Raw genomic sequence first — 25004 nt, 5'->3', positions numbered from 1 at the left:
GGCCAGGTGGGTGGCCCTGGTGCGGCGCACCGGGTTGTTGTGTCTGGTTTGTCTGATTTACGCGTATCTTCGGTTCATGCCCACGCCATACGGATCCCGCGGCGGCATGGCGTTCGGTGCGGAGGAGCTGCGTGTGCTCCGCCGTGCTCTCGCCCTCGCCCTTCATCCCGGTCCCGTCTCCGCCGAGGACGTCAAGGACTGTCACCGGCTCGCCGAGTCGCTCGACGAGGCGTTGTGCGAGGGGGCCCGGCTGCGTGCCTTCCTGGTGGCCGACCTGGCCCGGTACCGCGCCGCGCTGCCGGGGGCCGTCGCCGGTTACCTCGCGCTCCTGGAGGAGGCGCTGGGTGCCGGGCACCGGCCCGCCCCGGACGACCTGGCCGCGCTGCGGGCGCTGCGGGGGAACGCCGGTGCCGCCGCTTTGCTCGTCCGCTGCCAGGATCTCGCCGAGCGCGATGTACGGGCCCGGCTCGCCCAGGGGGGCCGGTCGGTACCGGCGCCCGCTGTTCCGGTCTCCAGGGCCCGGCTGACGGCCCTGCCGGGCGGTGTGGCCAAGGAGCCGGAGAAGAAGCCCAAGGAGAAGCCCGCCGAACGGCCCGCCCCGCGACCCGCGGCTCCCGACCCCACCCCGCCGAAGCGGCCCATTCCCACGCCGGGCGAGGTCTTCCCCCGCCGCCGCCCCGGCGCGCCGGCGACCGGGTCCCCGGCGCAACTCGCCGCAGGCTGAGAAAACGGCAGGCGGCGGGGGGACGGGGGAGCGGTTCGCCCACCCCGCCCCTTTCGCCCGGTACTCCCTGGCTACTCTGGACCCATGGACTACGTCTCCGCGCTCCTGCCCCCGGTCGTCATGGCCGTCTTCTTCATCGGTCTGGTCCGGGTGATCGTGAAGACCCAGGGCGGCGCCGCCAAGGCCAAGGAGGACGCCGCCGTCGACGCCGCCCTGGAGCGCGCGGAGAGCGCCCGCCGGGCCGCCGTCCCCGAGTCCGACGGCGTCTGAGCCGCGACGCGCCCTCCCCGGCGTACGACTCGCCGGGCATCCCTCGCCATGCCCGCGCTCCCGGAGTCGTACGCCCTTTTTGCCCCCGTTTGCTGGTCGAAGTGCAGGTTCGGCACGCCATTGGCGTGATCTCCCACTATTGTTCTGAGTTGTGCCTCGCCCATTGGGAGAACTCGAAGACGCGGTCATGACGCGGGTGTGGAAGTGGAACCGCCCGGTGACCGTTCGAGAAGTCCTGGAAGACCTTCAGCAGGAACGGTCCATCGCGTACACCACGGTGATGACCGTTTTGGACAATCTCCATCAGAAGGGCTGGGTCCGGCGGGAGGCCGAAGGGCGCGCCTATCGATATGAGGCCGTCTCCACCCGGGCCGCCTACGCCGCCGCCCTGATGAACGACGCGTGGTCGCAGAGCGACAACCCGGCCGCCGCACTCGTCGCCTTCTTCGGGATGATGAGTGACGAACAGCGACAGGCCCTGCGGGACGCCGTACGCATCGTGCAGGGTCCGGATAGGGAGAGGGAAGACCGGGAAGCTCCGCAAGAGGAGAACCCCGGCTCCGTGGCGGACACCGACGGGCGATAGCGTCCGCTCATGTCAGCGATGCACCCCGAAGTCACCGCAAAAGCCATCACCGTCCGGCGGGCCCGGACCAGCGATGTCCCGGCTGTGCGCCGCCTCCTCGACGTGTACGTTCGCGACCGCATCCTGCTCGACAAAGCCACGGTGACGCTTTACGAGGACATCCAGGAGTTCTGGGTTGCCGAACGCGACGACAACGCCGAGGTGGTCGGCTGCGGCGCACTGCACGTGATGTGGGAAGACCTCGCGGAAGTACGCACTCTCGCGGTGAACCGCAGCCTCAAGGGCGCCGGTGTCGGTCATCAGTTGCTGGAGAAGTTGCTGGAGACCGCACGCTGGCTTGGTGTTCGCCGTGTTTTCTGTCTGACCTTCGAAGTCGAGTTCTTCGGGAAGCACGGCTTCGTGGAGATCGGCGAGACACCCGTCGACACCGATGTCTACGCGGAGCTGCTGCGTTCCTATGACGAGGGTGTCGCGGAGTTCCTCGGACTCGAACGAGTGAAACCGAACACCTTGGGCAACAGCCGGATGCTTCTGCATCTGTGATCGTCGAGAGGGATCGGCGGACAAGGCCCATCGGGGCACAGATGGACGGGAGATCGGCCCGCTATTCCGGTCAACCCGCCTGCCCGGGTGCCCTATGTCCGAAACGCGCATGTTTCCGGGTGCGGGCGGGCCCCTCGGTCTCTCCCGGGGGTTTGTGTTTTTCCCGCAAAAGCGGTTTGCTTTCCGAGTACTGCAGTACTGCATATAACAGGGGGGCGGCGAAACGGCGGACGCCGCAGACCCCCGGCCCTGAAGTTATCGATGAAAGGAAATCCGGTGGCACAGAAGGTTCAGGTCCTTCTTGTCGACGACCTCGACGGCGGCGAGGCGGACGAGACCGTGACGTTCGCGCTGGACGGCAAGACGTACGAGATCGATCTCACGACCGCCAATGCGGACAAGCTGCGCGGCCTTCTCGACCCCTACGTCAAGGGCGGTCGGCGTACCGGTGGCCGCGCTTCGGGTGGGCGTGGAAAGGCCCGGGTGGCTTCCGGCGGCAGCCAGGACACCGCGCAGATCCGCGCGTGGGCCAAGGAGAACGGTTACGAGGTCAACGACCGCGGCCGTGTTCCCGCGACGATTCGCCAGGCCTACGAGGACGCCAACGCCTGACCGTCCTGCGGTCCGTGGTCCGCGCGCCGCAACCGGATGCGGTGGCACTCCGTGGCCACCGTGTTCACCAGCCGTACGAGATCGGGGGCGCCTCCGACGCCCCCCATGGCCGACAGTGTCGGCAGCGAGGCCTCGACCTCGCACCCCGACTCGGGGGGCCGCAACCAGACGGCGGCCCCCTGTACGGGCGTGTCCGGACCGGGCCGCGCGGGCGCGTCCATCGCCTCCCCGGCGCCCAGCGCCCGCAGATCGAGATCCAGGGCCGCCGTGCCCCACTCCAGCCAGTCCAGCAGCCCCGGCAGCTCCTCCGCGCTGCCCGCGGCCACCAGCAGCCGCGTCCGGCCGCCCTGGAGGGCCACCGGAGAGCCCGGCGCCAGGTGCCTGAGCGCCCGCACGCCCGCCCGCGCCGGCACCTCCAGCACGTCGAAACGCACGCCCGTGACCAGCCGTAGCGGCTCTCCGGGAAGCGCGGGCACTGTCGCCCACCCCAGATCGTTCTCGTACCAGTGCCGCAGCCGGCCCGGCTGCCCGGCGCGGGGATCGAACGGATTACGGGGGTGAGGAACCGTGGAAGCTGCCGGAGGCGCTGTGCCAGCCATGCCCGATGCAACCTTCCCGAGACCGCCGGAGTTACGCTGGGTGTACGTGCGACTGCGCCGAGTCCCGGAAGAGGGGGCGTGCGGGGGGCCGGAGAGACGCAAGGTTGTTCGCCCATAGCGGAGGGACCGGGGGGCCGCGGCATGGACTGTCAGTCGCTGCGGGTAAGACATCCCTAGTGGGAGGGGGGCGACACGCAGGCGAGGCCGTCTCACGTTCGCCATCGGCGTACTGACGGAAGGGGTAACTGCCTGGCCTGCGGGAACATCGTCTCGCACCATCGGGTTGGAGCAGATGTCGGCGTTCGGGGTCAGGAGGCCATCGACGGTGTCGGCAGTTGGAATGAGCGGTCCCCGCTTGCGGGACTAAGCTGCGGAAGGACAGGAGGGGAAGTTCCCCCCACTGCCTGACCGCTCTGAGGAGCGATTAACGATGTTCGAGAGGTTCACCGACCGCGCGCGGCGGGTTGTCGTCCTGGCTCAGGAAGAAGCCCGGATGCTCAACCACAACTACATCGGCACCGAGCACATCCTCCTGGGCCTGATCCACGAGGGTGAGGGTGTCGCCGCAAAGGCCCTGGAGAGCCTCGGCATTTCGCTTGAGGCGGTCCGTCAGCAGGTCGAGGAGATCATCGGCCAGGGTCAGCAGGCCCCGTCCGGGCACATCCCCTTCACCCCCCGTGCCAAGAAGGTCCTGGAGCTGTCGCTCCGCGAGGCCCTTCAGCTGGGCCACAACTACATCGGCACGGAGCACATCCTGCTCGGCCTGATCCGTGAGGGCGAGGGCGTCGCCGCCCAGGTCCTGGTCAAGCTGGGCGCAGACCTCAACCGGGTGCGGCAGCAGGTGATCCAGCTGCTCTCCGGTTACCAGGGCAAGGAGACCGCCACCGCCGGCGGCCCTGCCGAGGGCACCCCCTCGACGTCCCTGGTCCTCGACCAGTTCGGCCGGAACCTCACCCAGGCCGCTCGTGAGTCCAAGCTCGACCCGGTCATCGGGCGCGAGAAGGAGATCGAGCGGGTCATGCAGGTGCTGTCCCGCCGTACCAAGAACAACCCGGTCCTGATCGGTGAGCCCGGCGTCGGCAAGACCGCCGTCGTCGAGGGCCTCGCCCAGGCCATCGTCAAGGGCGAGGTGCCCGAGACCCTCAAGGACAAGCACCTCTACACCCTGGACCTCGGCGCCCTGGTCGCCGGCTCCCGCTACCGCGGTGACTTCGAGGAGCGCCTGAAGAAGGTGCTCAAGGAGATCCGCACCCGCGGCGACATCATCCTGTTCATCGACGAGCTGCACACGCTGGTCGGTGCGGGTGCCGCCGAGGGCGCCATCGACGCCGCGTCGATCCTGAAGCCGATGCTGGCCCGCGGTGAGCTCCAGACCATCGGCGCCACCACCCTGGACGAGTACCGCAAGCACCTGGAGAAGGACGCGGCCCTCGAGCGCCGCTTCCAGCCCATCCAGGTCGCCGAGCCGTCCCTGCCGCACACGATCGAGATCCTCAAGGGTCTGCGTGACCGGTACGAGGCCCACCACCGGGTCTCCATCACGGACGAGGCGCTGGTCCAGGCGGCCACCCTGGCCGACCGCTACATCTCGGACCGCTTCCTGCCGGACAAGGCGATCGACCTGATCGACGAGGCCGGTTCCCGGATGCGCATCCGCCGGATGACCGCGCCGCCGGACCTGCGCGAGTTCGACGAGAAGATCGCCGCCGTCCGCCGGGACAAGGAGTCCGCGATCGACTCGCAGGACTTCGAGAAGGCCGCCTCCCTCCGCGACAAGGAGAAGCAGCTCCTGGCCGCCAAGGCCAAGCGGGAGAAGGAGTGGAAGGCCGGCGACATGGACGTCGTCGCCGAGGTCGACGGCGAGCTGATCGCCGAGGTCCTCGCCACGGCCACCGGCATCCCGGTCTTCAAGCTGACCGAGGAGGAGTCCAGCCGGCTCCTGCGCATGGAGGACGAACTCCACAAGCGGGTCATCGGCCAGGTCGACGCCGTCAAGGCGTTGTCGAAGGCGATCCGCCGTACGCGTGCCGGTCTGAAGGACCCGAAGCGCCCCGGTGGCTCGTTCATCTTCGCCGGCCCGTCCGGTGTCGGTAAGACCGAGCTGTCCAAGGCCCTCGCCGAGTTCCTCTTCGGTGACGAGGACGCGCTGATCTCCCTCGACATGTCGGAGTTCAGCGAGAAGCACACGGTGTCGCGTCTCTTCGGTTCGCCCCCCGGCTACGTGGGCTACGAAGAGGGTGGCCAGCTGACCGAGAAGGTCCGCCGCAAGCCGTTCTCCGTCGTCCTCTTCGACGAGGTGGAGAAGGCCCACCCGGACATCTTCAACTCGCTGCTTCAGATCCTGGAGGACGGTCGCCTGACCGACTCCCAGGGCCGGGTCGTGGACTTCAAGAACACGGTCATCATCATGACGACCAACCTCGGCACCCGGGACATCTCCAAGGGCTTCAACCTGGGCTTCGCGGCCTCGGGTGACACGAAGACCAACTACGAGCGCATGAAGAACAAGGTCCAGGACGAGCTCAAGCAGCACTTCCGGCCCGAGTTCCTCAACCGCGTCGACGACGTGGTCGTCTTCCCGCAGCTGACGCAGGAGGACATCCTGCGGATCGTCGACCTGATGATCAGCAAGGTGGACGAGCGCCTGAAGGACCGGGACATGGGCATCGAGCTCTCCCAGCCCGCCAAGGAGCTGCTGTCCAAGAAGGGCTACGACCCGGTGCTGGGCGCGCGTCCGCTGCGTCGCACGATCCAGCGCGAGATCGAGGACACGCTCTCGGAGAAGATCCTCTTCGGCGAGCTGCGCCCCGGTCACATCGTGGTCGTCGACACGGAGGGCGAGGGCGAGACCGCGACCTTCACCTTCCGCGGCGAGGAGAAGTCGGCCCTTCCCGACGTCCCGCCGATCGAGCAGGCGGCCGGCGGAGCCGGGCCGAACCTGAGCAAGGAGGCGTAACCCTTCGCGGGTTGGCCGATGAGAGGGGCCGGTGCCATGGGGCACCGGCCCCTCTCGCTTGTCCGCACCGGCCCTGTCGAGTTCCGTCAGCGGATGGAGCCTTGTCGGCGCCCTACGACAACTGGCCGTTGTAGTCCGGCAGCTTGAACGTCTTGTCGGCGTGGCCGCCCGAGAGGTCGGAGGCGCTGTTGCCGATGTTGGCGATGATGTCGTAGCCCTTGTTCTCGATGTCCACGCGCTGGGCGGTCTTGTAGGCGGCGACGTCCTTGAACAGGTCGAGGAAGCCGCGGACGTAGAGGCCGGATACCTGGTAGCCGTCGTGTTCGAGGTTGTACTCGGTGGGCAGGTAGATGATGCCCGGACGCGCGGTGACGAAGAACAGGGAGACGCCGTGCTGCTGGGCGTACTCGGCGACGTTCAGGACCGGCTTGTTGGCCGGCTGGGGCCAGCTGAAGCCGAAGTCGGTCTCCAGCGTGGTGTTGTCGATGTCGAAGACGATCGCCTGCTTCTCGCCCGGCTGCGCGGCGGCGATGCGCTGCTGGAGGTAGGGCAGTGCCTGGTCCATCACGGACTGGCAGTCCTGCTGCCAGGTGGCGTAGTCGACCGTGGTGGAGCTGCTCGCCGTCGCGGCCTGGGCCGGCGCGGCCAGTCCGGCGAGCGCGGCCACGGATACGGCGGTGACGGACATGCGGCGGGTCCAGGTGCCTGTGATCATCGGGCGGGGTGTCCTCTCGCGTCACTCTTGCTATGTCAGGGGCATGGTGAGTGGGGCAGGTGGCGCGAGGGGAACCGTAGGGTTACCGGCGGGTAGGAGGCTAGAGGTGTGCGTCGGAATCCGCTGCGACGGGGGCGGAGGGCGGGCCGCGCTGGTGACATACCGCACGGGTGAAATGTCCGTTACTAGCGTAGATAGTGGGCGTTTTGACCTGGGTGGTGGTGATTTCGCCCGCGGCGGTGTGGGCGAGTTGCCGACGTCGGGACGGGGCTGACCGGCCAGGCGGCCGCTGTCAAGAAAGGGGCAATTCTTGCCCTCAATACTATGAAATGTCGTAGATGGGGTGGCTTGAGCGGATGCCGGGATCCGGGTTACCAAGGGATGGCCCGTTCGGTGGCCGCCCCCTGTGGGACGGCTCCCCGGAGGGGCTCCCTGTTGCCTACCCCACGAGGTTCTGATGTCCCTGCGCGCCGCTCTCCGTTCCCCCCGTACGTCCTCGCTCCGCAGGCGGGCCGCTGTTCTGGCCGCCGGTGCCGGGGTCGCGGCCGTGGTGGGGTCGGGGGTCGCGTCGGCCGCCACCTCCAGCGCCGCCGCCTGGGTCGACCCGGTCCAGAAGTACACACTCTCCGCGAGCTTCGCCCAGGCCGGCAGCCATTGGAGCGCCAAGCACAGCGGGCAGGACTTCGCCGTGCCGACCGGCACCGAGGTCGTCGCCGCGCACGGCGGCACCGTCGTCAAGGCCGGCGGCAACGGCGCCGGTGACGGCCCCGCGTACGGCAACGCCATCGTCGTCAAGCACGGCAACGGCCAGTACTCGCAGTACGCGCATCTCTCCCGGGTCGACGTCAGGCCCGGTCAGGTCGTCAGGACCGGCCAGCACATAGCCCTGTCCGGCAGCACCGGCAACTCCACCGGGCCGCACCTGCACTTCGAGATCCGCACCACTGCGAACTACGGTTCCGCGGTCAACCCCGTCACCTTCCTGCGCGCCAAGGGCGTGACCGTCTAGGGACGCGTCCGGCGGCGCGCGCTAGGCGGGGTGCGAGCCCCGGTGGGCCTGGGTCACCAGGTCCACGGCGACCTCCAGGACGGCCTCGCGCCTCTTCTGGGGGTCGCCTTCGATGTCCTGCATGACGAACATGCCGGCGTGCAGCGTGAAGAGCGCGCTGATGCAGCGGACCTGGTCGGTCAGGGCGGCGTCCGGGTCGATGATGATGTCCCGCAGGCCGCGCATCCGGTCCTTGAAGGCGTCGCCGATCCGCAGCTCCCGGACCGTCGCCTGGTTCTCCTGCATGAACCGGAAGAGGGGTTCGGCGTCGGCCAGCGCCTGGTGGTAGCGCCGTACGATCTCCTGCTTGGTCTCCAGGGTGTGCGGCTGGCCCCTGCCCCACTCGATCAGGTTCTCGATCGGCCGGGTCAGGTCCTCGAAGAGGCTGACCAGGATCTCTTCCTTGGTCTTGAAGTGGTAGTACAGCGCCGCCTTGGTCACGTCGAGGCGCTCGGCGATCTCCCGCAGGGAGGTCTTCTCGTAGCCCTGCTCGGCGAAGAGTTCGAGCGCCACGTCCTGGATGCGCTGGCGGGTGTTTCCGCGGCGCTGCTGCTTGGTGCCGTCCATGGTGACGCTCATCCTCTTACTCCTCGCACTCCCGCGAAAACTTGCTTGCCGCCCGGCTAGTAAACTTACTTGACGCCCGGCTAGCAACGGGTCTAACTTCCGAGTGTACTGAACTAGCCGGGCGGCAAGTAAGTAGCTGTCGTCAGGGGGAGTGGGAGAGATGGCGGACACCCAGGCGGTCGAGAGCGGCCAGACTCCGGGGACACCGGAAGCGGCCGAGCAGCCGGAGAAAGAGCCGAAGAGCGTACGGGTCGTGATGCTCGCGCTCATGGTCGCGATGATGCTCGCGATGCTCGACAACATGATCGTGGGCACGGCGATGCCGACGATCGTGGGTGAGCTGGGCGGTCTGGAGCATCTGTCGTGGGTCGTGACCGCGTACACCCTCGCGACCGCGGCGGCCACCCCGCTCTGGGGCAAGCTCGGTGACATGTACGGGCGCAAGGGCGCCTTCATGACCTCCATAGTCATCTTCCTGGTCGGCTCCGCGCTCAGCGGCATGGCCCAGGACATGGGCCAGCTGATCGGGTTCCGGGCCATCCAGGGACTCGGCGCCGGCGGTCTGATGGTCGGCGTCATGGCGATCATCGGTGACCTCGTGCCGCCCCGCGAGCGCGGCAAGTACCAGGGCATGATTGCCGGTGTGATGGCGCTCGCCATGATCGGCGGCCCGCTGGTCGGCGGCACCATCACCGACAACTGGGGCTGGCGCTGGGCCTTCTACATCAACCTGCCGCTCGGCGTGGTCGCGCTGGCCGCCGTCAGCGCCGTACTGCACCTGCCGAAGAAGCGGAGCAAGACGCGCATCGACTACCTCGGCGCCGCTCTGCTGACCCTCGGCATCACCTCGATCGTGCTGGTCACCACCTGGGGCGGCTCCCAGTACGCCTGGACGTCCGCACGGATCATGGAACTGATCGCCATCGGCGTCGTCGCGCTGATCGGCTTCGTCTTCTGGCAGACCAAGGCCGCCGAGCCGGTCCTGCCGCTGCACATCTTCCGCAGCCGCAACTTCACCCTGATGTCGATCATCGGCTTCATCGTGGGCTTCGTGATGTTCGGCGCCACCCTGTTCCTGCCGCTCTACCAGCAGTCCGTGCAGGGCGCCTCCGCGACCAACTCCGGTCTGCTGCTGCTCCCGATGCTCGGCGCGATGCTGGTGACCTCGATGATCGCCGGACGGGTCACCACCAGCACCGGCCGCTACAAGGTCTTCCCCCTCGTGGGCGGCGTGCTGCTCACCGTCGGCCTGTACCTGCTGTCCACCATGGACACCGACACCACCCGGCTCACCTCCGGGGTGTACATGGCCGTCGTCGGCCTCGGCATGGGCTGCCTGATGCAGATCACCATGCTGGTCGCGCAGAACAGCGTGGAGATGAAGGACATGGGCGTCGCGTCCTCGTCCACCACCCTGTTCCGTACGCTCGGCTCCTCCTTCGGTGTCGCCATCATGGGCGCGCTCTTCAACGACCGGGTCAAGAACGTCATGGCCGAGCGGGCCGGCGCGGTGGGCTCCAAGGTCACCGAGCAGTCGGCGCAGCTGGACGCGAAGAGCCTGGCGAAGCTGCCGGCGGCGGCGCGCGAGGCGTACCAGCACGCGGTGTCGGCCGGTACCCATTCCGCCTTCCTGCTCGGTGCCGTGGTCGCCGTGCTGGTGCTGGCGGCGGCGATCTTCGTCAAGGAGGTCCCGCTGCGGGGCGGTCCGCAGAAGGCGGGCGAGTCCGACGAGGCCGCGCCGATGCCGGTGGTCGAGGCCGTCTGAGCGAGGTGCCGGTCGAGGCCGGTTGACCACGGTGCGGGAGTTCCGGGGAGTACCGCCCCCGGGACTCCCGCTTCGCCGTTTCGGGCCGAAGACTGACGGCGTGGACAAACTGCGGCAGCTACGCCTCGCCAAGGACGCCATGGACCGGGACTGGGCCGACCCGGCCCTGGATCTCGACGCGGTCGCGGCGCACGCCGGATACTCGCGGTACCACTTCCTGCGCGCCTTCAAGGAGGCGTACGGCGAGACGCCCGGCCAGTACCTGACGCACCGCAGGATCGAGCGGGCACAGGAGATGCTGCGCGGCGCGAACCTCACCGTCACCGAGATCTGCCATCTGGTCGGCTTCAGCAGCCTCGGCACCTTCTCGGCGAGATTCAAGGCCCGCACCGGACTCAGCCCCACCGAGTACCGGACCAGGCACGTGGGTCGCGGCGCCTCCCTGATCCCCGGCTGCTACGCCATGCTCTGGGCCGGCGGGTTCCCGGGCAGAAGCGCAACTTCCGAGAAGCGCGGCCCGGACCCGGCTGCCTACCGTGACGGACAGGAACAGCGACCGTCCGGCGGCAGCGGCCGGGCAGGCAGGAGAGCGCAGCCATGATCCAGGGCCTGGCCATCACCACCGTGTGGACCTTCGACCAGCAGCGGACCAAGGCCTTCTTCACCGAGAAGCTCGGCTTCGAGGTGCGCGAGGACCTCGCGATGGGTGACATGCGGTGGATCACCGTCGGCGCCAAGGACCAGCCGGGCGTCGAACTCGCCCTGATGCGCCTGGACGGCCCGGGCCTCGACCCCGAGTCCGCCGAGGCGCTGCGCAAGCTGGTCGCCAAGGGGGTCATGGGCGCCGGCGCGTTCCGCACGGACGACTGCCGCGGCGACTACGAGACCTTCAGGGCGCGGGGCGTCGAGTTCGTCCAGGAGCCCAGGGAACGGCCGTACGGCATCGAGGCGATCTTCCGCGACGACAACGGCAACTGGTACTCGCTGACCGAGCGCAGCGAAGAGCTCGACTTCTCCAAGGAGTTCTGAGCATGGCGACGGAGACCGGGCCCGATCACACCGCCGTGCGTACCGCCCTGTGGCGGGCGCTGCACCTGCGCGCCGACGCGCCGCCGTACGTCATCGAGGACGAGATCGGACTGCGGCTCGCCGAGCCGGACGCCGTGGACGGGGCGGGGGCGGGCGGCCGCGAGGGCTGGCTCGCCCGGCCGGACATGGACATCGAGGCCACCCGGCGGACCCGGGCGTCCATCGTGGCCCGCGCCCGGTTCGTCGAGGACCTGGTGGTCGCGGAGGCCGGGCGCGGGGTCGACCAGTACCTCGTCCTCGGTGCCGGGCTCGACACCTTCGCGCAGCGCCGGGCCGCCGACGCGGTCGCCGCCGGGCTGCGCGTGTTCGAGGCCGACCGGGCCGGGGCCGTGGCCTGGAAGCGACGGCGGCTGACCGAGCTGGGGTACGGCGTGCCGGACTGGCTGACGCTGGTGCCGGTGGACTTCGAGGGGGACTGGTGGGGGCGGCTGGTGGCCGCCGGGCTCGATCCGGGGCGGCCGGCCGTGGTCGCGTCCGCCGGGGTCACGATGTACCTCACCGAGGCCGCGATCGCCGCCACCTTCCGGTGCATCGCGCGGCTCGCTGCCGGGTCGACGCTGGTCACGACGTTCCTGCGGCCGATCGAGGACGTCGAGCCGGACCAGCGGGAGCAGCTGCTGGCGGCCCAGCGGGGCGCGCGGGCCTCCGGCACGCCCTTCCTGAGCTTCTACACACCCGAACGGATGGCGGCCCTCGCCCGCGAGGCCGGCTTCCGGGACACCCGGCACGTCCCGGCGGAGGAGCTCGCCGACCGCTACTTCGCCGGCCGCGCCGACGGCCTGCGCCCGTCCCGCGGCGAGGAACTCCTCGTGGCACTCACCTGAGGCACCTCTTCCGGGGCACGCCTGGGCACGCCTGGGGCACGCCTTCTGGGGTGCGGCGGCTGAGGCACCCCTTCCGGGGCACGCCCGGCGCACGCTTTCTGGGGCGCGGCGGCTGAGGCGCGGCCCCCGTGGCACCGGCCGGAGCGCTTCTCAGCGGCTTCCCGCCTGGGCCGGGCCCGGCAGCACCGGGTAGCTGCCGGTGGCCGTCGGGGCATGCTCCGGCAGCCACAGGACGGCCACCGCGCCCTCCGCCGGGATGTGCTGGGGCGCGCCCGCCGGGCGGATGTTGCGGAAGGTCAGGCGGGCGCCCAGGACGCGTGCCTGACCCGCCGCGATGGTCAGGCCCAGGCCGTGGCCCTGGCCGGCCCGGTCCTTGCTGCCGGTGCGGAAGCGGCTCGGGCCCTCGGCGAGGAGTTCCTCGGGGAAGCCGGGGCCGTGGTCGCGGACCCGGATGACCCTGCCCTCGACGGTCACCTCGATCGGCGGCCTGCCGTGCCGGGCCGCGTTGGCGAGCAGGTTGAACAGCACCCGCTCCAGTCGGCGCGGATCGGTGGTGACCTCCGACTCGTGCACCACCCGCACCTCGATCTGCGGGTCCTTCGCGGCCACCCGCCGGGCGACGAACTCGCCCAGCATGATGTCCTGCAGCTCGGCCCGCTCCGAGGCACTGTCGAGACGGGCCACCTCCAGCACGTCCTCGACGAGGGTGCGCATCGCCTTCGCCCGGTCCAGGACCAGTTCGGTCGGCCGGCCGGGCGGCAGCAGCTCGGCCGCCGTGAGCAGGCCGGTCACCGGCGTACGCAGCTCGTGCGCGATGTCCGCCGTCACCCGCCGCTCGGCCTCGAGACGCTGCTGCAACGCGTCCGCCATGGCGTCCACCGCCCGCGCCAGGTCGTCGGTCTCGTCCCGTACGACCCCGCCGATCGCCTCGCGCACCCGCACGTCCGGCTCGCCCATGGCGACCTGGTTGGCCGCGGCCGCCGCCTTGCGCAGCCGGCGCGAGAGCTGACCGCCGATCAGCACCCCGAGCGCGCTGCCGCCGAGGACGACCGCGATGGAGCCGATGACGAGGGCCTGGTCGAGGTCCTTCAGCACATCGCTGCTGCGGTTGGCGAAGGTGCTGTGCAGGGACAGCACCCGTCCGTCCTTGGCCTGCACCGCCGCCCAGATGTCCGGCGCGCCGGTGTGGTCGATGACGTCGGTCGCCCGGCGGCCCGCCTCGACCCGCTCGCGCAGGGCCGGCGGCAGCCGGGGGTCGTCGACCTTGACGTCGGGGAAGTTCGCCCTCCCGTACAGCTCGTAGTTGCGCTGCGCGATCTGTAGCCGCTCGTTGGCCAGGTCGCGCGCGTTGTCCAGCATCGAGACCCGGGCGGCGTTGTGCACCACCAGGCTCAGCGCGATCGCGACCAGCGCGCCGACCAGCGCGATCGCCGCGCTCAGCTTCCATCTGAGCCCGGTGCGCAGTCCCGGGCTCCGGTACCGGACGAAGAACCGTCGCATGACCGCCTCGCTCAGGCCTTCAACTTGTAGCCGAAACCGCGGACCGTCTCGATCCGGTCCTGGCCGATCTTGGTGCGCAGCCGCTGCACATGGACGTCGACGACGCGGGTGTCGCCGCCCCAGCCGTAGTCCCAGACGCGTTCGAGCAGCTTGTCGCGGGAGAGTACGGTCCCCGGTGCCGAGGAGAACTCGAGCAGCAGCCGCATCTCGGTCGGGGTGAGCGCGACCGGCTGCCCGGACCGGCGCACCTCCATGCCCTCGGTGTCGATCTCGAGTTCGCCGAAGGTGAGCATGGAGCCGGTCACCTCCGCCGCGTCCCCGTGCGGCTTGTCGCCGCCGCTCGCGTGCCCGAAGCGGCGCAGCACCGCCCGGATCCGGGCGACCAGTACGGCGCCGTCGAACGGCTTGGTGACGTAGTCGTCGGCGCCCGCCTCCAGGCCGAGCACCACGTCGATCGAGTCGGCGCGCGCCGACAGCATGATCACCGGGACGGTCGACTCGTCACGGATGCGCCGGCACAGGCTCACCCCGTCCATGCCCGGGACCATCACGTCCAGCAGGGCGATGTCGGGCCGGTCGGCGCGGAAGGCCTCCAGCCCCGACAGGCCGTCGGGCATGGCGGTCACCGCGAAGCCGTCCCGCTCCAGGGTGAGCTGGGTGGCCTCGCGGATGACGTCGTCGTCCTCGACGAACAGGACGTGGGTCTGGTCTGCCATCCCGGCTCTCTAGGTGGTCGGTGGGGTGGGTTCAGTTGGCGGTGGAGGGCTCCGGCGTGGCGTCGCCGCTGCCGGCCGCGTTGCCGTAGTCGGTGTGGTGGAAGTCCTCCTGCACGAAGCGTCCCGCGGCCCAGCTGTAGGTGATCACGTTCTCGCCCGAGGGGCTCGACACCGGGTCGCCCTTCTCGTACACCTGCTTGGTCACGCTCAGGTCGCCCCGGTCTATCTCCGCGTAGACCGGGGACTCCTCGGCCTTGAAGACATTCTTGTACGCGCCGCTCTCCCGGCGGTACACGTACGCCCCGACCCCGACCGCGTCCCCGCAGGTCAGTACGTTGACGACGACGTCCTCGGCGGGGCCTGAGGTGAGGTCGCCGTACGTCACGTCGACCGGGTACTCGTCGCCCGCGCACGGCTTCAGGTCCCGCTTCACCGTGGCCGAGACCACCGGGTCGGCCTTCACCAGAGCGACCGCGTCGACCTTGTCGTACGTCTGGGACGGATTGGGCGAGGGGGCCTTGGCGGCCGGGACGTTCGCGGCCGAGCCGGCGTGTGCCGGGCCCTCGTCCCGGGCTCCGGTGCCGCCGGTGCCGCAGGCCGCGGCGAAAAGGGCGAGGGCGGCGAGCACGGCCGTCGCCGTGATCACCGCCTGCGCACTCGCCGGGTCCCTGCTGGGCTCCGTGCCGGTCAGGCCGCGCAACGCTCCCGCTCCTCACGCTCCAGCGCGCGTGCGTCGAGGTCGCGTGACTCCAGCTCCTCGCGGAGCCGGGCGAGCGCCCGGTGCAGCGTGCTCTTGACCGTTCCGGCCGACATGCCGAGGGCGGCGGCCGTCTCCTCCGTGGACATCTGCTCCCAGTGTCGCAGCACGACGACACTGCGCTGCTTCGGAGCCAGAACTTTCATGATGTCCATAAGGAGAGCGCGGTCCGCGTGCTGCTCGGTGGAGTCCTCCACGCGGGCGTCGGGCAGCTGCTCGGTCGGGACCTCCTCCAGCTTCCGGGCCCGCCACCACTCGGTCCGTGTGTTGATCATGACCCGGCGCAGGTAGGCGTCCGCGAGTTTCTTGTCGGCGATGCCGTCCCAGCGGCCGTACGTCCGTACCAGCGCGGTCTGCAGCAGGTCCTGGGCGTCGGTCGGGTCCGGGACCAGCCGGCGGGCGCTGCGCAGCAGCGCGTCCTGCCGGGTGCGGACGTACTCCTCGAATTCGAGCACCTCGCCCTGCGCCATGATCAACCGCCTCCCGATCCCCGTCTTCCCCGGCCCAGTGCCTGGGTTCCCGTCCCGCGGTCCTGGCGGGCACAGAAACGAAGCTACGGACCCGTTGTCACGGGGCTGTGCGCAGCAGCCTGCGGGTAGCAATCGGCTGTCCGTCGGTTGTGTAACGGAAGTAGGTTCGGGGTAAGTAGGCGCAGTTTTATGCCCAGTTGTGCGGTGTTTTGTCGTGCGATCGGGGTCGTGACACAGCCCTGTGCGCTGTGACGCGGCTGTGCGTTCGCGGTGCGTCAGCCCACTGGAAGCCGGTACAGGCCGCCCGCGAGCGGCTCCACCAGCCCGTCCGAGACCAGCCCGTCCAGCGCCCGCGCCCGCTGCACCGGCTCGTGCCACACCCGGTCGAGAGCCGTCTGCGGCACGGGCGCGTGCGCCTCGCGCAGGACGGCGAGCAGTTTGCCGCGCACCTGACGGTCCGTACCGGCGTACGTCTGCCCGCGCCGGGGCGGACCCTCGTGCTCCGGCTTGCCGGCCAGCCGCCAGGCACACTCCCCGGCGATCGGGCACCGCTGGCACGTCTCGTTCTTCGCCGTGCACACCAGCGCGCCCAGCTCCATCGAGGCCGCGGCCCAGCGGGCGGCGGTCCTCTCGTCCGTCGGCAGCAGCTCGCGGGCGAGCTTGCGCTCGGCGGCGGTGGTGGCGTTCGGCGGGTACTGCACACCGCTCACCGCCCGCGCGAACACCCGCCGCACATTGGTGTCGAGTACGGCGTGCCGCTGCCCGTACGCGAACGAGGCGACCGCCGCGGCGGTGTACTCACCGATGCCCGGCAGCGCGAGCAGGTGCGCGTGATCCGTCGGTACGTCCCCGCCGTGCCGTTCCGTTATGGCGACGGCGGCGCCGTGCAGCCGCAGGGCGCGGCGCGGGTAGCCGAGCCGGCCCCAGGCGCGCACCGCCTCGCCGGGCGCCTCGGCGGCGAGGTCGGCGGGGCGCGGCCAGCGGGCCAGCCACTGCTCGTACACGGGCTGCACCCGGCTCACCGGGGTCTGCTGCAGCATGAACTCGCTCACCATCACCCCCCACGGGCCCGCCTCCGGGCGGCGCCAGGGGAGGTCACGGGCATGGGCGTCGAACCAGGCGATCACGGGGGCGTGGAGCTTCTCAGTCATGTCCCTTCCGATCCTGCCACGTCCGGCGACGGCTGGGGTGGACGTGGTTCGTGGCGGGGCGGGGCCGGGGCTGGCGCCCCTCGCCAGGAGGCTCGCCATGAAGACGAGCCGTGCTGACGGGAGTTGCCGGAATGATGATCCGGAAAAGTTGAGGTTTGGGCGGCGGGTGGGGCGAGGAACTGCACGGATCTCTCGTACAGTTTGCGCCGTGGGATCTCTGCGCAATCCGGTCGGGCCGCTTCCCTCCTCCATCTACTGGCGACGGAGGGTCTTCATGCTGTCGGCGCTCGTCGTCCTGGCGCTGCTGATCGCGTGGATCGTGACGTCGAACGGCGGGGGCGGCAAGAAGAACGCGGGCGGGTCGGACGGCAAGAATCCCGTGTCCACGATCACGCCGGGGCCGTCCGGCAGCGGGCCGGCGATCAGCCAGGCACCGGGCGGCCGGGACGAGTCGAGCGGCGGCTCGGGGAGCGGTTCGACCTCCGGTTCCGACGGCGGGAGTTCGGGCGCAACGGGCGGTGACCCGTCGTCGGGTTCCGCCGGTTCGGCGGGCTCCTCGGGTTCGTCGGGTTCGTCGGGTTCGTCAGGTTCATCGGCCGGTTCGGGCGGTGACGACGTCACGTCGGGTTCCGGCGGTACGGTCGCCTCGCTGCCGGGGTCCTCCTCACTGCCCAACTGCACCGCCGGGTCGGTGGCGTTGAGCCTGAAGAGTCTGCACAACTCGTACTCGCCGGAGCAGACGCCGACCTTCCAACTCACCGCGAAGAACACGTCGTCCAGCGACTGCAAGATCGACCTCGGACCGAAGAACGCGGTGCTGACCATCACGCAGGCCAGTTCGGACGCAGGCTACTGGTCGTCGGCGGACTGCCCGAAGACGGCGGCGAGCCGGTGGTACCGGGTGCCGGCCGGCAGCAGCATCACGTACACCCTGACGTGGGACCGGAAGCCGAGCGCTCCCCAGTGCGCGACGCCTGCGGCGGGCTCGGCCGGGGCGGGCACGTACCTTCTGGAGGCCGAGGCGCCGGGGTATGCCAAGGCCCAGGCGTCTTTCGTGCTGGCGGCGGATTAGCGGGCCGCCCTGGGGGTACCTCCCAGGCCCTTAAGGCACCGGGGAGGCACGACTGCCCGCGGCAAGGTGAAAGACACGGCTGGGCAGCGCCCCGTAAGGGGCGCGGGGAACTGCGCGATCAGCCCCCGCCGGGCCGCGGCCGCCTCGCAACGCGAACTGCCGAGTCAAACGGCGAAATCAGACATACCGTTCAAGAATCGAAGACTCCGCCAGCCGGGACAGCCCCTCGCGCACGCTTCGGGCGCGGGCCTCACCGACGCCGTCCACGGTCTGGAGGTCATCGACGCTCGCGGCGAGCAGCTTCTGTAGGCCACCGAAGTGCTCCACCAGCCGGTCGATGATCGCCCCCGGCAGCCTCGGCACCTTCGCCAGCAGCCGGAAGCCGCGCGGCGACACCGCGGAGTCCAGCGCCTCCGGCGACCCCGTGTACCCCAACGCCCGCGCCACCGTCGGCAGTTCCAGCAGCTCCGCATGGCTGAGGGCGTCCAGCTCGGACAGCGCCTCATCGACCGTACGGGAGCGTTTCGCCGTCGGCTCGGGCACATAGTCCCGGACCACCAGCTCGCGCTCCGGCTCGACCCCGGCGATCAGCTCGTCCAGCTGGAGGGCGAGAAGCCGCCCGTCGGTGCCCAGTTCGACCACGTACTCGGCGATCTCCGTGGCGATCCGGCGGACCATCTCAAGGCGCTGCGCGACGGCGGACACGTCGCGGACCGTCACCAGGTCCTCGATCTCCAGCGCCGACAGCGTGCCCGCGACCTCGTCCAGGCGGAGCTTGTACCGCTCCAGCGTCGCCAGCGCCTGGTTCGCGCGGGAGAGGATCGCCGCCGAGTCCTCCAGGACGCGGCGCTGACCGTCGACGTACAGCGCGATCAGCCGCATCGACTGGGAGACCGAGACCACCGGGAAGCCGACCTGCTTGGAGACGCGGTCCGCCGTGCGGTGGCGGGTGCCCGTTTCCTCCGTGGGGATCCTCGCGTCGGGCACGAACTGCACGCCCGCCCGCAGGATCTTCGACAGGTCGGAGGAGATCACGATGCCGCCGTCGAGTTTGCACAGCTCACGCAGCCGGGTCGCCGTGAACTCGACATCCAGCACGAAACCGCCCGTGCACATCGCCTCGACCGTCTTGTCGAAGCCGAGGACGATCAGCCCGCCCGTGTTGCCGCGGAGGACCCGCTCCAGGCCGTCCCGCATGGACGTGCCCGGAGCCACGGCGCTCAGCGAGGCGCGCATCAGGCCATCGGAACCGGCACTCCCACCGGACTTTCCGGGAGCTCCTGCCCGGTCGTTGGCTGCCACTGCACTCCTCCGGTCGCAGGTTCTGAGGCGCTGCCGTCCCCGCACTCGGTTCGTACGGACGGGCGAGACCAGGGCAAAGTCTACCGGCGCTCCTCCGCCTCCCGTGGGGCCTCTCGGCGACGGGAGCGCGGCAGCACCCGCAGCGCATCCCCCATGTCGGCGACTTCGAGGACCTTCATGCCCGCCGGGATCTTGCCGGGATCGCCCGGCACGAGCGCGTGCGTGAAGCCGAGCCGGTGCGCCTCCGCGAGCCTGCGCTGGACCCCGGTGACCCGTCTGACCTCGCCCGCGAGGCCCACCTCGCCGATGGCGACCAGGTTCTTCGGGAGCGGGGTGTCGCTGGCGGCGGAGGCCAGGGCGAGGGCGATGGCCAGGTCGGCCGCGGGCTCGGAGAGCTTCACCCCGCCGACCGTCGCGGAGTAGATGTCCCGCTTGCCGAGCGCGCTGATCCGGCCGCGCTGCTCCAGGACGGCCAGCATCATCGAGACCCGGGAGGTCTCCAGGCCGGAGGTGGTCCGGCGCGGGGAGGGGATCTGGGAGTCGACCGTCAGCGCCTGCACCTCGGCGACCAGGGGGCGGCGGCCCTCCAGGGTGACGGTCAGGCAGGTGCCGGGGACCGGTTCGGCACGTCGGGTCAGGAAAAGCCCGCTGGGGTCGGCGAGGCCCGTGATGCCCTCGTCGTGCAGTTCGAAGCAGCCGACCTCGTCGGTGGCGCCGTAGCGGTTCTTGACGCCCCGGACCAGGCGCAGGCGGGCGTGCCGGTCGCCCTCGAAGTGCAGGACGACGTCCACCAGGTGTTCCAGCAGGCGGGGGCCGGCGATCGCGCCGTCCTTGGTGACATGGCCCACGAGCAGGGTGGACATGCCCCGCTCCTTGGAGGCGCGGATGAGCGCCCCGGCCACCTCGCGGACCTGGGCCATGCCGCCGGGGGCGCCGTCGATCTCCGGGGAGGCGACCGTCTGTACGGAGTCCAGGACCAGCAGTGACGGCTTCACCGCGTCCAAGTGACCGAGGACGGCGGCCAGATCGGTCTCGGCGGCGAGGTAGAGGTGGTCGTCGATGGCGCCGATGCGGTCGGCGCGCAGCCGGACCTGGCTGGCCGACTCCTCGCCGGTGACATAGAGGGTGCGGTGCTCGTCACTGGCCGACTTGGCCGCCACGTCGAGGAGGAGGGTGGACTTGCCGACGCCGGGCTCGCCGGCGAGCAGCACCACCGCGCCGGGGACCAGGCCGCCGCCGAGGACCCGGTCCAGCTCGGGCACGCCGGTGGTGCGGGCGGTGGCCTGACGGCCGTCGACCTGGCCGATGGGCACCGCGGAGGTGGTGACCCGGCCGGGGGCCGTCGTCCGGACGGCGGGCGTGCCGTACTCCTCGACCGTCCCCCACGCCTGGCACTCGGCGCACCGGCCGAGCCACTTGGCCGTCTGCCAGCCGCACTCGGTGCAGCGGTAGGACGGACGGTCCTTCGAGGTCTTGGTACGGGCAGCCATGCGGAAACCGTAGCCCCCGCCACTGACAGTGGGCCGACAGTGGTCCGTGTGACAGGTGTGGGTGGACCGGTCCCGGCCACCCCGAGACGGGAACGAGCCACGGTAGAACACGTTCCTGTCCCCTTTTGAGGGATCGTTTCACCCGTACGGATTAAAAGTGGTCAAGCCGCCAGAAGGGGCGATACAGGGCCGCCTACGGTCGCACGGGTGATGAGCAGCAGTGCGGAGACCTCGGCCCGAACGACAGGCGCGCACCGGGCACACCGGGAGGCGCGCGCGGCGCGTGATCGTACGGCGGCGCGTGCGCTGGCGCAGCGACCGCCGGCGCGCTACGAACCGTACCTGGACGGCCTGTTCACCTACTGCCTCTCGGTGCTGTGCGACCACGACGCGGCCGTCGCCGCGCTCGGGGACGTCCTCGCCCTCGCCGAGCGGCGCGGCCAGCGCGTCCCGGAGGCCGCCGGGGACCGCAGGGCCTGGCTGTACGCGCTGACCCGCTGGGCCTGTCTGCGCGGCCTCGCCCAGGCCAAGCAGAAACGTCAGGCCACCCACGCGGCGGGCCGGCCCCCCACCCCCGCCCCCGACCCCGGGGTCCCCGCCGACACCCAGGAGCAACGGCGTCGCGAACTCGCCCTGCTCGCCTGGCCCGAGGCCGCCGGCACCACCCCCGAGCAGCGCGAGGCGCTCGAACTCGCCGTCCGCCACCACCTCGCCGCCCACGAGGTCGCCGCCGTCCTCGGCATGGACCTGGCCGGCGCCCGGGAGCTGCTCGCCTCCGCCGCCTGCGAGGTGGAACGCACCCGCGCGGCCCTCGCCGTCGTCGAGACCGGCGGCTGCCCGAGCGTGTCCCACCTCACCGGCGACAGCCAGCTCGTCCTCAGCAGCGCCCTGCGCCGGGAACTGGTCCGGCACGTCGACGACTGCCCGCGCTGCCGCCGCACCGCCGAACGCGCGGCTCCCGGCCGGTGGCCCGGCGCGATGACCACGCCCGCCGAGCTGCCCGTCCTGGAGGCGCCCCGCGCGGCCCTGCACATGGCCATGGCGCATCAGCCACGCGCGCGTGGCGCCGCCGCCCCCCGCTTCGACCGGCGCGGCTTCCCGATGGACCCCAAGGACCACGCGGCCCGCCGCGACCGGCTACGCGCGCGTGCCGTCACGACGACCGTCGTCGCCACGGTGGTCGCGGCGCCGGTGCTGGCCCTGTGGGCGGCGTACCGGGGCTCGCCGGCCGGGGAGGGCCACGACGGGACGTCCGCGAGCGTGCGGGAGGCCGCCGGCCCCGACGCGCTCGGCGGCGACACGGCCGGGGGCTACGAGAACGCCGGCAACGCCAGCACCAGACCCGGACCGCGCGTCGGCAAGGACGGCAAGGCCGATGTGTCGGTGGAGGTGATCAGCGTCGGCGGAGCCGACCGGAAGGCGGTCGGCTCGGGACACCTCGCGGTGACGGCCGCGAACGACGGCGACACGACGCTGATCACGCTGGCGGCGTCCGGGGACGCGGCGGTGCGGTGGTCGGTGACCACCCCGGCGAGCTGGCTGTACTTCTCCCGGCCGTCGGGAACGCTGCGGCCGGGAGAGTCGTTCACGATCAAGGTGTACGTCGATCATCTGCGGGAGCCGGCCGGGCGCTGGGGCGCGCGGGTGGCGGTGGCGCCGGCGGGGGCGGTGGTGTCGATCAGCGGGTACGGGACGGCTCCGCCGCCGCGTCGGGGGCCTCAGCCGCCGCCTCCGGGGAGACCGACGCCGACGCCGACCGATTCGGCGTCCGCCGAGCCGACACCGCCGGTCAGTGAGCCGCCGACGTCGGCGTCGCCCACGCCGAGCGCGTCAGACCCGGGGAGCCCGACGGGGTCGGCATCACCGACGGCTCCCGACAGCGAGGGCCCACCGCCGACTCCGTGAGCATTGCGGGTGCGGTGCGGTGCGGTGCGGTGCGGTGCGGTGCGGGTGCGGTGGCGGGTGCGGCGCCGTGGTGGCTGGTCGCGCAGTTCCCCGCGCCCCTGAAGGGGCGCCTCGGTGGGTGTCGGGTGGGAGGGGCGCGTTCCTTGTGTGCCTGGCGGGTGCGGCGCCGTGGTGGCTGGTCGCGCAGTTCCCCGCGCCCCTGAAGGGGCGCCTCGGTGGGCGTCGGGTGGGAGGGTCGCGTTCCTTGTGTGCCTGGCGGGTGCGGCGCGGTTGTGGCTGGTGGCGCAGTTCCCCGCGCCCCTGAAGGGGCGGCTCGGTGGGTGTCGGGTGGGAGGGGGCGTGGTTCCGCGTGTGCCTGGCGGGGCGTCGGCGTGGGGTCAGTTGGTGGGATCCGCCGGATGCGGGGCCAGCAGTGGCGACTGCGAAGCCAGGCGGGCCTCGCACAGTTCGGCCAGGCGGTCGTACCCTGCCTTGCCCATCAGTTCGGTCAGTTCCGGCCGGTACGAGAGGTACACCGGGTCGCCCGCGCCGTGCGCCGAGGTGGCCGAGGTGCACCACCAGTGCAGGTCGTGGCCGCCCGGGCCCCAGCCCCTGCGGTCGTACTCGCCGATCGAGATCTGCAGGACGCGCGTGTCGTCGGGGCGGTCGATCCAGTCGTACGTGCGGCGGATCGGGAGCTGCCAGCAGACGTCCGGCTTGGTCTCCAGCGGCTCGCGGCCCTCCCGCAGCGCCAGGATGTGCAGCGAGCAGCCCGCGCCGCCCGCGAAGCCGGGCCGGTTCTGGAAGATGCACGAGCCGTTGAAGGGACGGGTCTGGCGGGAGCCCTCCTCGTCCTCCGAGACCCAGCCGTGCTCGGTGCCCTCGGCGTGGTGCTGCCAGATGTCCGGCGTGAGCCGCGCCACATGCCCGGCGACCCGCTTCTCGTCGTCCTCGTCGGAGAAGTGCGCGCCCAGCGTGCAGCAGCCGTCGTCCGCGCGGCCCGCCTGGATGCCCTGGCAGCCGCTGCCGAAGACGCAGTTCCAGCGGGAGGTCAGCCAGGTCAGATCACAGCGGAACACCTGCTCGTCGTCCGCCGGATCCGGGAACTCCACCCACGCGCGCGCGAAGTCGAGACCCTTCTCGTCCGCGGCCAGAGCCTTCTTCGACAGCGTCGCCGCCTTCGGCCGCTTCGGTGGCTTCACGCCCGAAGGACCGTCGGCTGATTTGGCGGCCTTGTGGTCCTTCGTGTTTTTCGTCTTTGGCACCTGTCAAGGGTAAGTCGCCGAGAACGGCTGCGGGCACCGCTCAGGGCCTGTCGGCAGCAGTGTTCCGTACAGTTCCGTACATGAGACTCGGTGTCCTCGACGTGGGATCCAACACGGTGCACCTGCTGGTGGTGGACGCGCACCCCGGCGCGCGCCCCCTTCCGGCGCATTCGCACAAGGCGGAGCTGCGCCTTGCCCAACTTCTGGACGGCAACGGGGCGATCGGCCCCGACGGCGTCGAGAAACTGGTCGGTGTCGTCAAGGACGCCCTCCAGGCCGCGGAGGACAAGGGCGTCGAGGACCTGCTGCCGTTCGCCACCTCCGCCGTGCGCGAGGCCAGCAACGCCGACGACGTCCTCGCGCGCGTGAAGGCCGACACCGGTGTCGAACTCCAGGTCCTCAGCGGCGCCGAGGAGGCCCGCCTGACCTTCCTCGCGGCCCGCCGCTGGTTCGGCTGGTCCGCCGGGAAGCTGCTGGTCCTGGACATCGGCGGCGGCTCCCTGGAGATCGCGTACGGCATCGACGAGGAGCCGGACGCGGCCGTCTCGCTGCCGCTCGGCGCCGGCCGGCTCACCGCGGGCTGGCTCCCCGGCGACCCGCCGTCCGCCGGCGACATACGGGCGCTGCGTCGCCATGTACGCGCCGAGATCGCCCGAACGATCGGCGAGTTCAGCCGCTTCGGCGCCCCCGACCACGTGGTCGCCACCTCCAAGACCTTCAAGCAGCTGGCCCGCATCGCCGGCGCGGCCCGCTCCGCCGACGGCCTCTACGTCCAGCGCGAACTCAAGCGGAGCTCCCTGGAGACCTGGGTCCCGAGGCTCGGGGCCATGACCACGGCCCAGCGCTCCGCACTCCCGGGAGTGTCGGACGGCCGGTCGGGCCAGCTGGTGGCGGGCGCCCTGGTGGCGGAGGCCGCGATGGACCTCTTCGAGGTGGAGAACCTGGAGGTGTGTCCGTGGGCCCTGAGGGAGGGAGTCATCCTGCGGCGCCTCGATCACATGGGTACGGCGTGACCGCGCCTTCGCCGGTCCCTTCGCCGACGCGACGCCGGTCACACCGGGGAGCAGGCGCCCCCTGTCCACTGGCCCCCACCCCGTAA

Annotated in this window: 25 protein-coding genes; 14 read left to right on the top strand and 11 right to left on the bottom strand. The window is 71.0% G+C overall.

Annotated features, from left to right (window positions below; genetic code table 11):
* The first annotated feature begins 106 nt into the window (after positions 1 to 106).
* From AB0P24_RS09230 to AB0P24_RS09210, 5 genes are all read left to right on the top strand, one after another.
* Positions 107 to 724, top strand: coding sequence for a hypothetical protein (locus AB0P24_RS09230; RefSeq protein ID WP_365792086.1), 618 nt, complete (start codon positions 107 to 109; stop codon positions 722 to 724).
* 84 nt (positions 725 to 808) lie between these two features.
* Positions 809 to 994 (top strand): hypothetical protein, encoded by a 186-nt coding sequence (locus tag AB0P24_RS09225; RefSeq protein ID WP_365791805.1) that lies wholly within the window; start codon positions 809 to 811, stop codon positions 992 to 994.
* Between the two features lie 163 nt (positions 995 to 1157).
* A complete protein-coding gene (locus tag AB0P24_RS09220) occupies positions 1158 to 1580 on the top strand; it encodes a BlaI/MecI/CopY family transcriptional regulator (RefSeq protein ID WP_365791803.1) in 423 nt (140 codons plus the stop codon).
* Between the two features lie 9 nt (positions 1581 to 1589).
* Positions 1590 to 2123: an amino-acid N-acetyltransferase gene (locus AB0P24_RS09215; RefSeq protein WP_365791801.1), complete on the top strand. Its 534-nt coding sequence runs from the start codon at positions 1590 to 1592 to the stop codon at positions 2121 to 2123.
* Between the two features lie 276 nt (positions 2124 to 2399).
* Positions 2400 to 2735 carry an Lsr2 family protein gene (locus AB0P24_RS09210; protein WP_181806390.1) on the top strand — a complete coding sequence of 112 codons (336 nt, stop codon included), beginning with the start codon at positions 2400 to 2402 and terminating at the stop codon, positions 2733 to 2735.
* On the opposite strand, the gene AB0P24_RS09205 is transcribed toward AB0P24_RS09210, so the two are convergent.
* Positions 2714 to 3334 carry an SCO3374 family protein gene (locus tag AB0P24_RS09205; protein WP_365791798.1) on the bottom strand — a complete coding sequence of 207 codons (621 nt, stop codon included), beginning with the start codon at positions 3332 to 3334 and terminating at the stop codon, positions 2714 to 2716. The two genes, AB0P24_RS09210 and AB0P24_RS09205, sit on opposite strands and share 22 nt — an antisense overlap.
* Before the next feature lie 430 nt (positions 3335 to 3764).
* Here AB0P24_RS09205 and AB0P24_RS09200 point away from each other — a divergent pair, with 430 nt between their 5' ends.
* The gene (locus AB0P24_RS09200) at positions 3765 to 6290 is read left to right on the top strand and encodes an ATP-dependent Clp protease ATP-binding subunit (RefSeq protein ID WP_365791796.1); all 2526 of its coding nucleotides are present in this window, start codon (positions 3765 to 3767) and stop codon (positions 6288 to 6290) included.
* 112 nt (positions 6291 to 6402) lie between these two features.
* On the opposite strand, the gene AB0P24_RS09195 is transcribed toward AB0P24_RS09200, so the two are convergent.
* Entirely contained in the window at positions 6403 to 7005 is a 603-nt protein-coding gene (locus AB0P24_RS09195; RefSeq protein WP_365791794.1) for an HAD family acid phosphatase, read from the bottom strand.
* 457 nt (positions 7006 to 7462) lie between these two features.
* Here AB0P24_RS09195 and AB0P24_RS09190 point away from each other — a divergent pair, with 457 nt between their 5' ends.
* Positions 7463 to 8014 carry a M23 family metallopeptidase gene (locus tag AB0P24_RS09190; RefSeq protein ID WP_365791792.1) on the top strand — a complete coding sequence of 184 codons (552 nt, stop codon included), beginning with the start codon at positions 7463 to 7465 and terminating at the stop codon, positions 8012 to 8014.
* A gap of 21 nt (positions 8015 to 8035) precedes the next feature.
* On the opposite strand, the gene AB0P24_RS09185 is transcribed toward AB0P24_RS09190, so the two are convergent.
* On the bottom strand, positions 8036 to 8632 hold the full coding sequence (locus tag AB0P24_RS09185) for a helix-turn-helix domain-containing protein (protein ID WP_365791790.1): 597 nt from the start codon (positions 8630 to 8632) through the stop codon (positions 8036 to 8038).
* Between the two features lie 148 nt (positions 8633 to 8780).
* On the opposite strand from AB0P24_RS09185, the gene AB0P24_RS09180 reads away from it, so the two are divergent.
* The 4 genes from AB0P24_RS09180 (at position 8781) to AB0P24_RS09165 (ending at position 12298) form a co-directional block, all read left to right on the top strand.
* Positions 8781 to 10385, top strand: coding sequence for an MDR family MFS transporter (locus AB0P24_RS09180; RefSeq protein WP_365791788.1), 1605 nt, complete (start codon positions 8781 to 8783; stop codon positions 10383 to 10385).
* Positions 10386 to 10524: 139 nt separating this feature from the next.
* Entirely contained in the window at positions 10525 to 10986 is a 462-nt protein-coding gene (locus AB0P24_RS09175) for a helix-turn-helix transcriptional regulator (protein ID WP_181804410.1), read from the top strand.
* Positions 10983 to 11414: a VOC family protein gene (locus AB0P24_RS09170; RefSeq protein WP_365791786.1), complete on the top strand. Its 432-nt coding sequence runs from the start codon at positions 10983 to 10985 to the stop codon at positions 11412 to 11414. Before AB0P24_RS09175 ends, AB0P24_RS09170 begins: the two co-directional genes overlap by 4 nt.
* Before the next feature lie 2 nt (positions 11415 to 11416).
* Positions 11417 to 12298 carry a class I SAM-dependent methyltransferase gene (locus AB0P24_RS09165; protein WP_365791784.1) on the top strand — a complete coding sequence of 294 codons (882 nt, stop codon included), beginning with the start codon at positions 11417 to 11419 and terminating at the stop codon, positions 12296 to 12298.
* A 150-nt stretch (positions 12299 to 12448) separates the two neighbouring features.
* Here AB0P24_RS09165 and cseC read toward each other — a convergent pair whose 3' ends face one another.
* The 5 genes from cseC to AB0P24_RS09140 form a co-directional block, all read right to left on the bottom strand.
* Positions 12449 to 13798, bottom strand: coding sequence for a two-component system sensor histidine kinase CseC (gene cseC, locus AB0P24_RS09160; RefSeq protein ID WP_365791782.1), 1350 nt, complete (start codon positions 13796 to 13798; stop codon positions 12449 to 12451).
* 11 nt (positions 13799 to 13809) lie between these two features.
* Positions 13810 to 14514 carry a two-component system response regulator CseB gene (cseB, locus tag AB0P24_RS09155; RefSeq protein WP_365791780.1) on the bottom strand — a complete coding sequence of 235 codons (705 nt, stop codon included), beginning with the start codon at positions 14512 to 14514 and terminating at the stop codon, positions 13810 to 13812.
* A 31-nt stretch (positions 14515 to 14545) separates the two neighbouring features.
* The gene (locus tag AB0P24_RS09150; RefSeq protein WP_365791778.1) at positions 14546 to 15214 is read right to left on the bottom strand and encodes a hypothetical protein; all 669 of its coding nucleotides are present in this window, start codon (positions 15212 to 15214) and stop codon (positions 14546 to 14548) included.
* Entirely contained in the window at positions 15202 to 15741 is a 540-nt protein-coding gene (locus tag AB0P24_RS09145; RefSeq protein WP_365791776.1) for a SigE family RNA polymerase sigma factor, read from the bottom strand. Before AB0P24_RS09145 ends, AB0P24_RS09150 begins: the two co-directional genes overlap by 13 nt.
* A 275-nt stretch (positions 15742 to 16016) precedes the next feature.
* The gene (locus AB0P24_RS09140) at positions 16017 to 16892 is read right to left on the bottom strand and encodes an A/G-specific adenine glycosylase (protein ID WP_365791774.1); all 876 of its coding nucleotides are present in this window, start codon (positions 16890 to 16892) and stop codon (positions 16017 to 16019) included.
* Positions 16893 to 17100: 208 nt separating this feature from the next.
* Here AB0P24_RS09140 and AB0P24_RS09135 point away from each other — a divergent pair, with 208 nt between their 5' ends.
* Positions 17101 to 17964, top strand: coding sequence for a hypothetical protein (locus AB0P24_RS09135; protein ID WP_365791772.1), 864 nt, complete (start codon positions 17101 to 17103; stop codon positions 17962 to 17964).
* 177 nt (positions 17965 to 18141) lie between these two features.
* On the opposite strand, the gene disA is transcribed toward AB0P24_RS09135, so the two are convergent.
* Positions 18142 to 19266: a DNA integrity scanning diadenylate cyclase DisA gene (gene disA / locus AB0P24_RS09130; RefSeq protein WP_365791770.1), complete on the bottom strand. Its 1125-nt coding sequence runs from the start codon at positions 19264 to 19266 to the stop codon at positions 18142 to 18144.
* A gap of 80 nt (positions 19267 to 19346) precedes the next feature.
* On the bottom strand, positions 19347 to 20756 hold the full coding sequence (radA, locus tag AB0P24_RS09125; protein ID WP_365791768.1) for a DNA repair protein RadA: 1410 nt from the start codon (positions 20754 to 20756) through the stop codon (positions 19347 to 19349).
* A gap of 207 nt (positions 20757 to 20963) precedes the next feature.
* On the opposite strand from radA, the gene AB0P24_RS09120 reads away from it, so the two are divergent.
* Positions 20964 to 22661: a hypothetical protein gene (locus AB0P24_RS09120; protein WP_365791766.1), complete on the top strand. Its 1698-nt coding sequence runs from the start codon at positions 20964 to 20966 to the stop codon at positions 22659 to 22661.
* Between the two features lie 377 nt (positions 22662 to 23038).
* Here the strand turns inward: AB0P24_RS09120 and AB0P24_RS09115 are convergent, their stop codons facing one another.
* The gene (locus AB0P24_RS09115) at positions 23039 to 23905 is read right to left on the bottom strand and encodes a hypothetical protein (protein ID WP_365791764.1); all 867 of its coding nucleotides are present in this window, start codon (positions 23903 to 23905) and stop codon (positions 23039 to 23041) included.
* Positions 23906 to 23985: 80 nt separating this feature from the next.
* On the opposite strand from AB0P24_RS09115, the gene AB0P24_RS09110 reads away from it, so the two are divergent.
* Positions 23986 to 24918, top strand: coding sequence for a Ppx/GppA phosphatase family protein (locus AB0P24_RS09110; protein ID WP_365791762.1), 933 nt, complete (start codon positions 23986 to 23988; stop codon positions 24916 to 24918).
* Positions 24919 to 25004 lie beyond the last annotated feature (86 nt).

The sequence above is a fragment of the Streptomyces sp. NPDC086519 genome, from assembly GCF_040686075.1.
GTDB classification, from domain to species: Bacteria; Actinomycetota; Actinomycetes; order Streptomycetales; family Streptomycetaceae; genus Streptomyces; species Streptomyces shenzhenensis.
Note: the sequence above shows the minus strand (reverse complement) of the source record. Positions and strands in the feature narration are given on the sequence as shown.

Coding starts and splice junctions, on each gene's coding strand:
- AB0P24_RS09230 (WP_365792086.1), top strand. CDS start 107: ATGGCGTTCGGTGCGGAGGAGCTGCGTGTGCTCCGCCGTGCTCTCGCC.
- AB0P24_RS09225 (WP_365791805.1), top strand. CDS start 809: ATGGACTACGTCTCCGCGCTCCTGCCCCCGGTCGTCATGGCCGTCTTC.
- AB0P24_RS09215 (WP_365791801.1), top strand. CDS start 1,590: ATGTCAGCGATGCACCCCGAAGTCACCGCAAAAGCCATCACCGTCCGG.
- AB0P24_RS09205 (WP_365791798.1), bottom strand. CDS start 3,334: ATGGCTGGCACAGCGCCTCCGGCAGCTTCCACGGTTCCTCACCCCCGT.
- AB0P24_RS09200 (WP_365791796.1), top strand. CDS start 3,765: ATGTTCGAGAGGTTCACCGACCGCGCGCGGCGGGTTGTCGTCCTGGCT.
- AB0P24_RS09195 (WP_365791794.1), bottom strand. CDS start 7,005: ATGATCACAGGCACCTGGACCCGCCGCATGTCCGTCACCGCCGTATCC.
- AB0P24_RS09190 (WP_365791792.1), top strand. CDS start 7,463: ATGTCCCTGCGCGCCGCTCTCCGTTCCCCCCGTACGTCCTCGCTCCGC.
- AB0P24_RS09185 (WP_365791790.1), bottom strand. CDS start 8,632: ATGAGCGTCACCATGGACGGCACCAAGCAGCAGCGCCGCGGAAACACC.
- AB0P24_RS09180 (WP_365791788.1), top strand. CDS start 8,781: ATGGCGGACACCCAGGCGGTCGAGAGCGGCCAGACTCCGGGGACACCG.
- AB0P24_RS09175 (WP_181804410.1), top strand. CDS start 10,525: ATGGACCGGGACTGGGCCGACCCGGCCCTGGATCTCGACGCGGTCGCG.
- AB0P24_RS09170 (WP_365791786.1), top strand. CDS start 10,983: ATGATCCAGGGCCTGGCCATCACCACCGTGTGGACCTTCGACCAGCAG.
- AB0P24_RS09165 (WP_365791784.1), top strand. CDS start 11,417: ATGGCGACGGAGACCGGGCCCGATCACACCGCCGTGCGTACCGCCCTG.
- cseC (WP_365791782.1), bottom strand. CDS start 13,798: ATGCGACGGTTCTTCGTCCGGTACCGGAGCCCGGGACTGCGCACCGGG.
- cseB (WP_365791780.1), bottom strand. CDS start 14,514: ATGGCAGACCAGACCCACGTCCTGTTCGTCGAGGACGACGACGTCATC.
- AB0P24_RS09145 (WP_365791776.1), bottom strand. CDS start 15,741: ATGGCGCAGGGCGAGGTGCTCGAATTCGAGGAGTACGTCCGCACCCGG.
- AB0P24_RS09140 (WP_365791774.1), bottom strand. CDS start 16,892: ATGACTGAGAAGCTCCACGCCCCCGTGATCGCCTGGTTCGACGCCCAT.
- radA (WP_365791768.1), bottom strand. CDS start 20,756: ATGGCTGCCCGTACCAAGACCTCGAAGGACCGTCCGTCCTACCGCTGC.
- AB0P24_RS09110 (WP_365791762.1), top strand. CDS start 23,986: ATGAGACTCGGTGTCCTCGACGTGGGATCCAACACGGTGCACCTGCTG.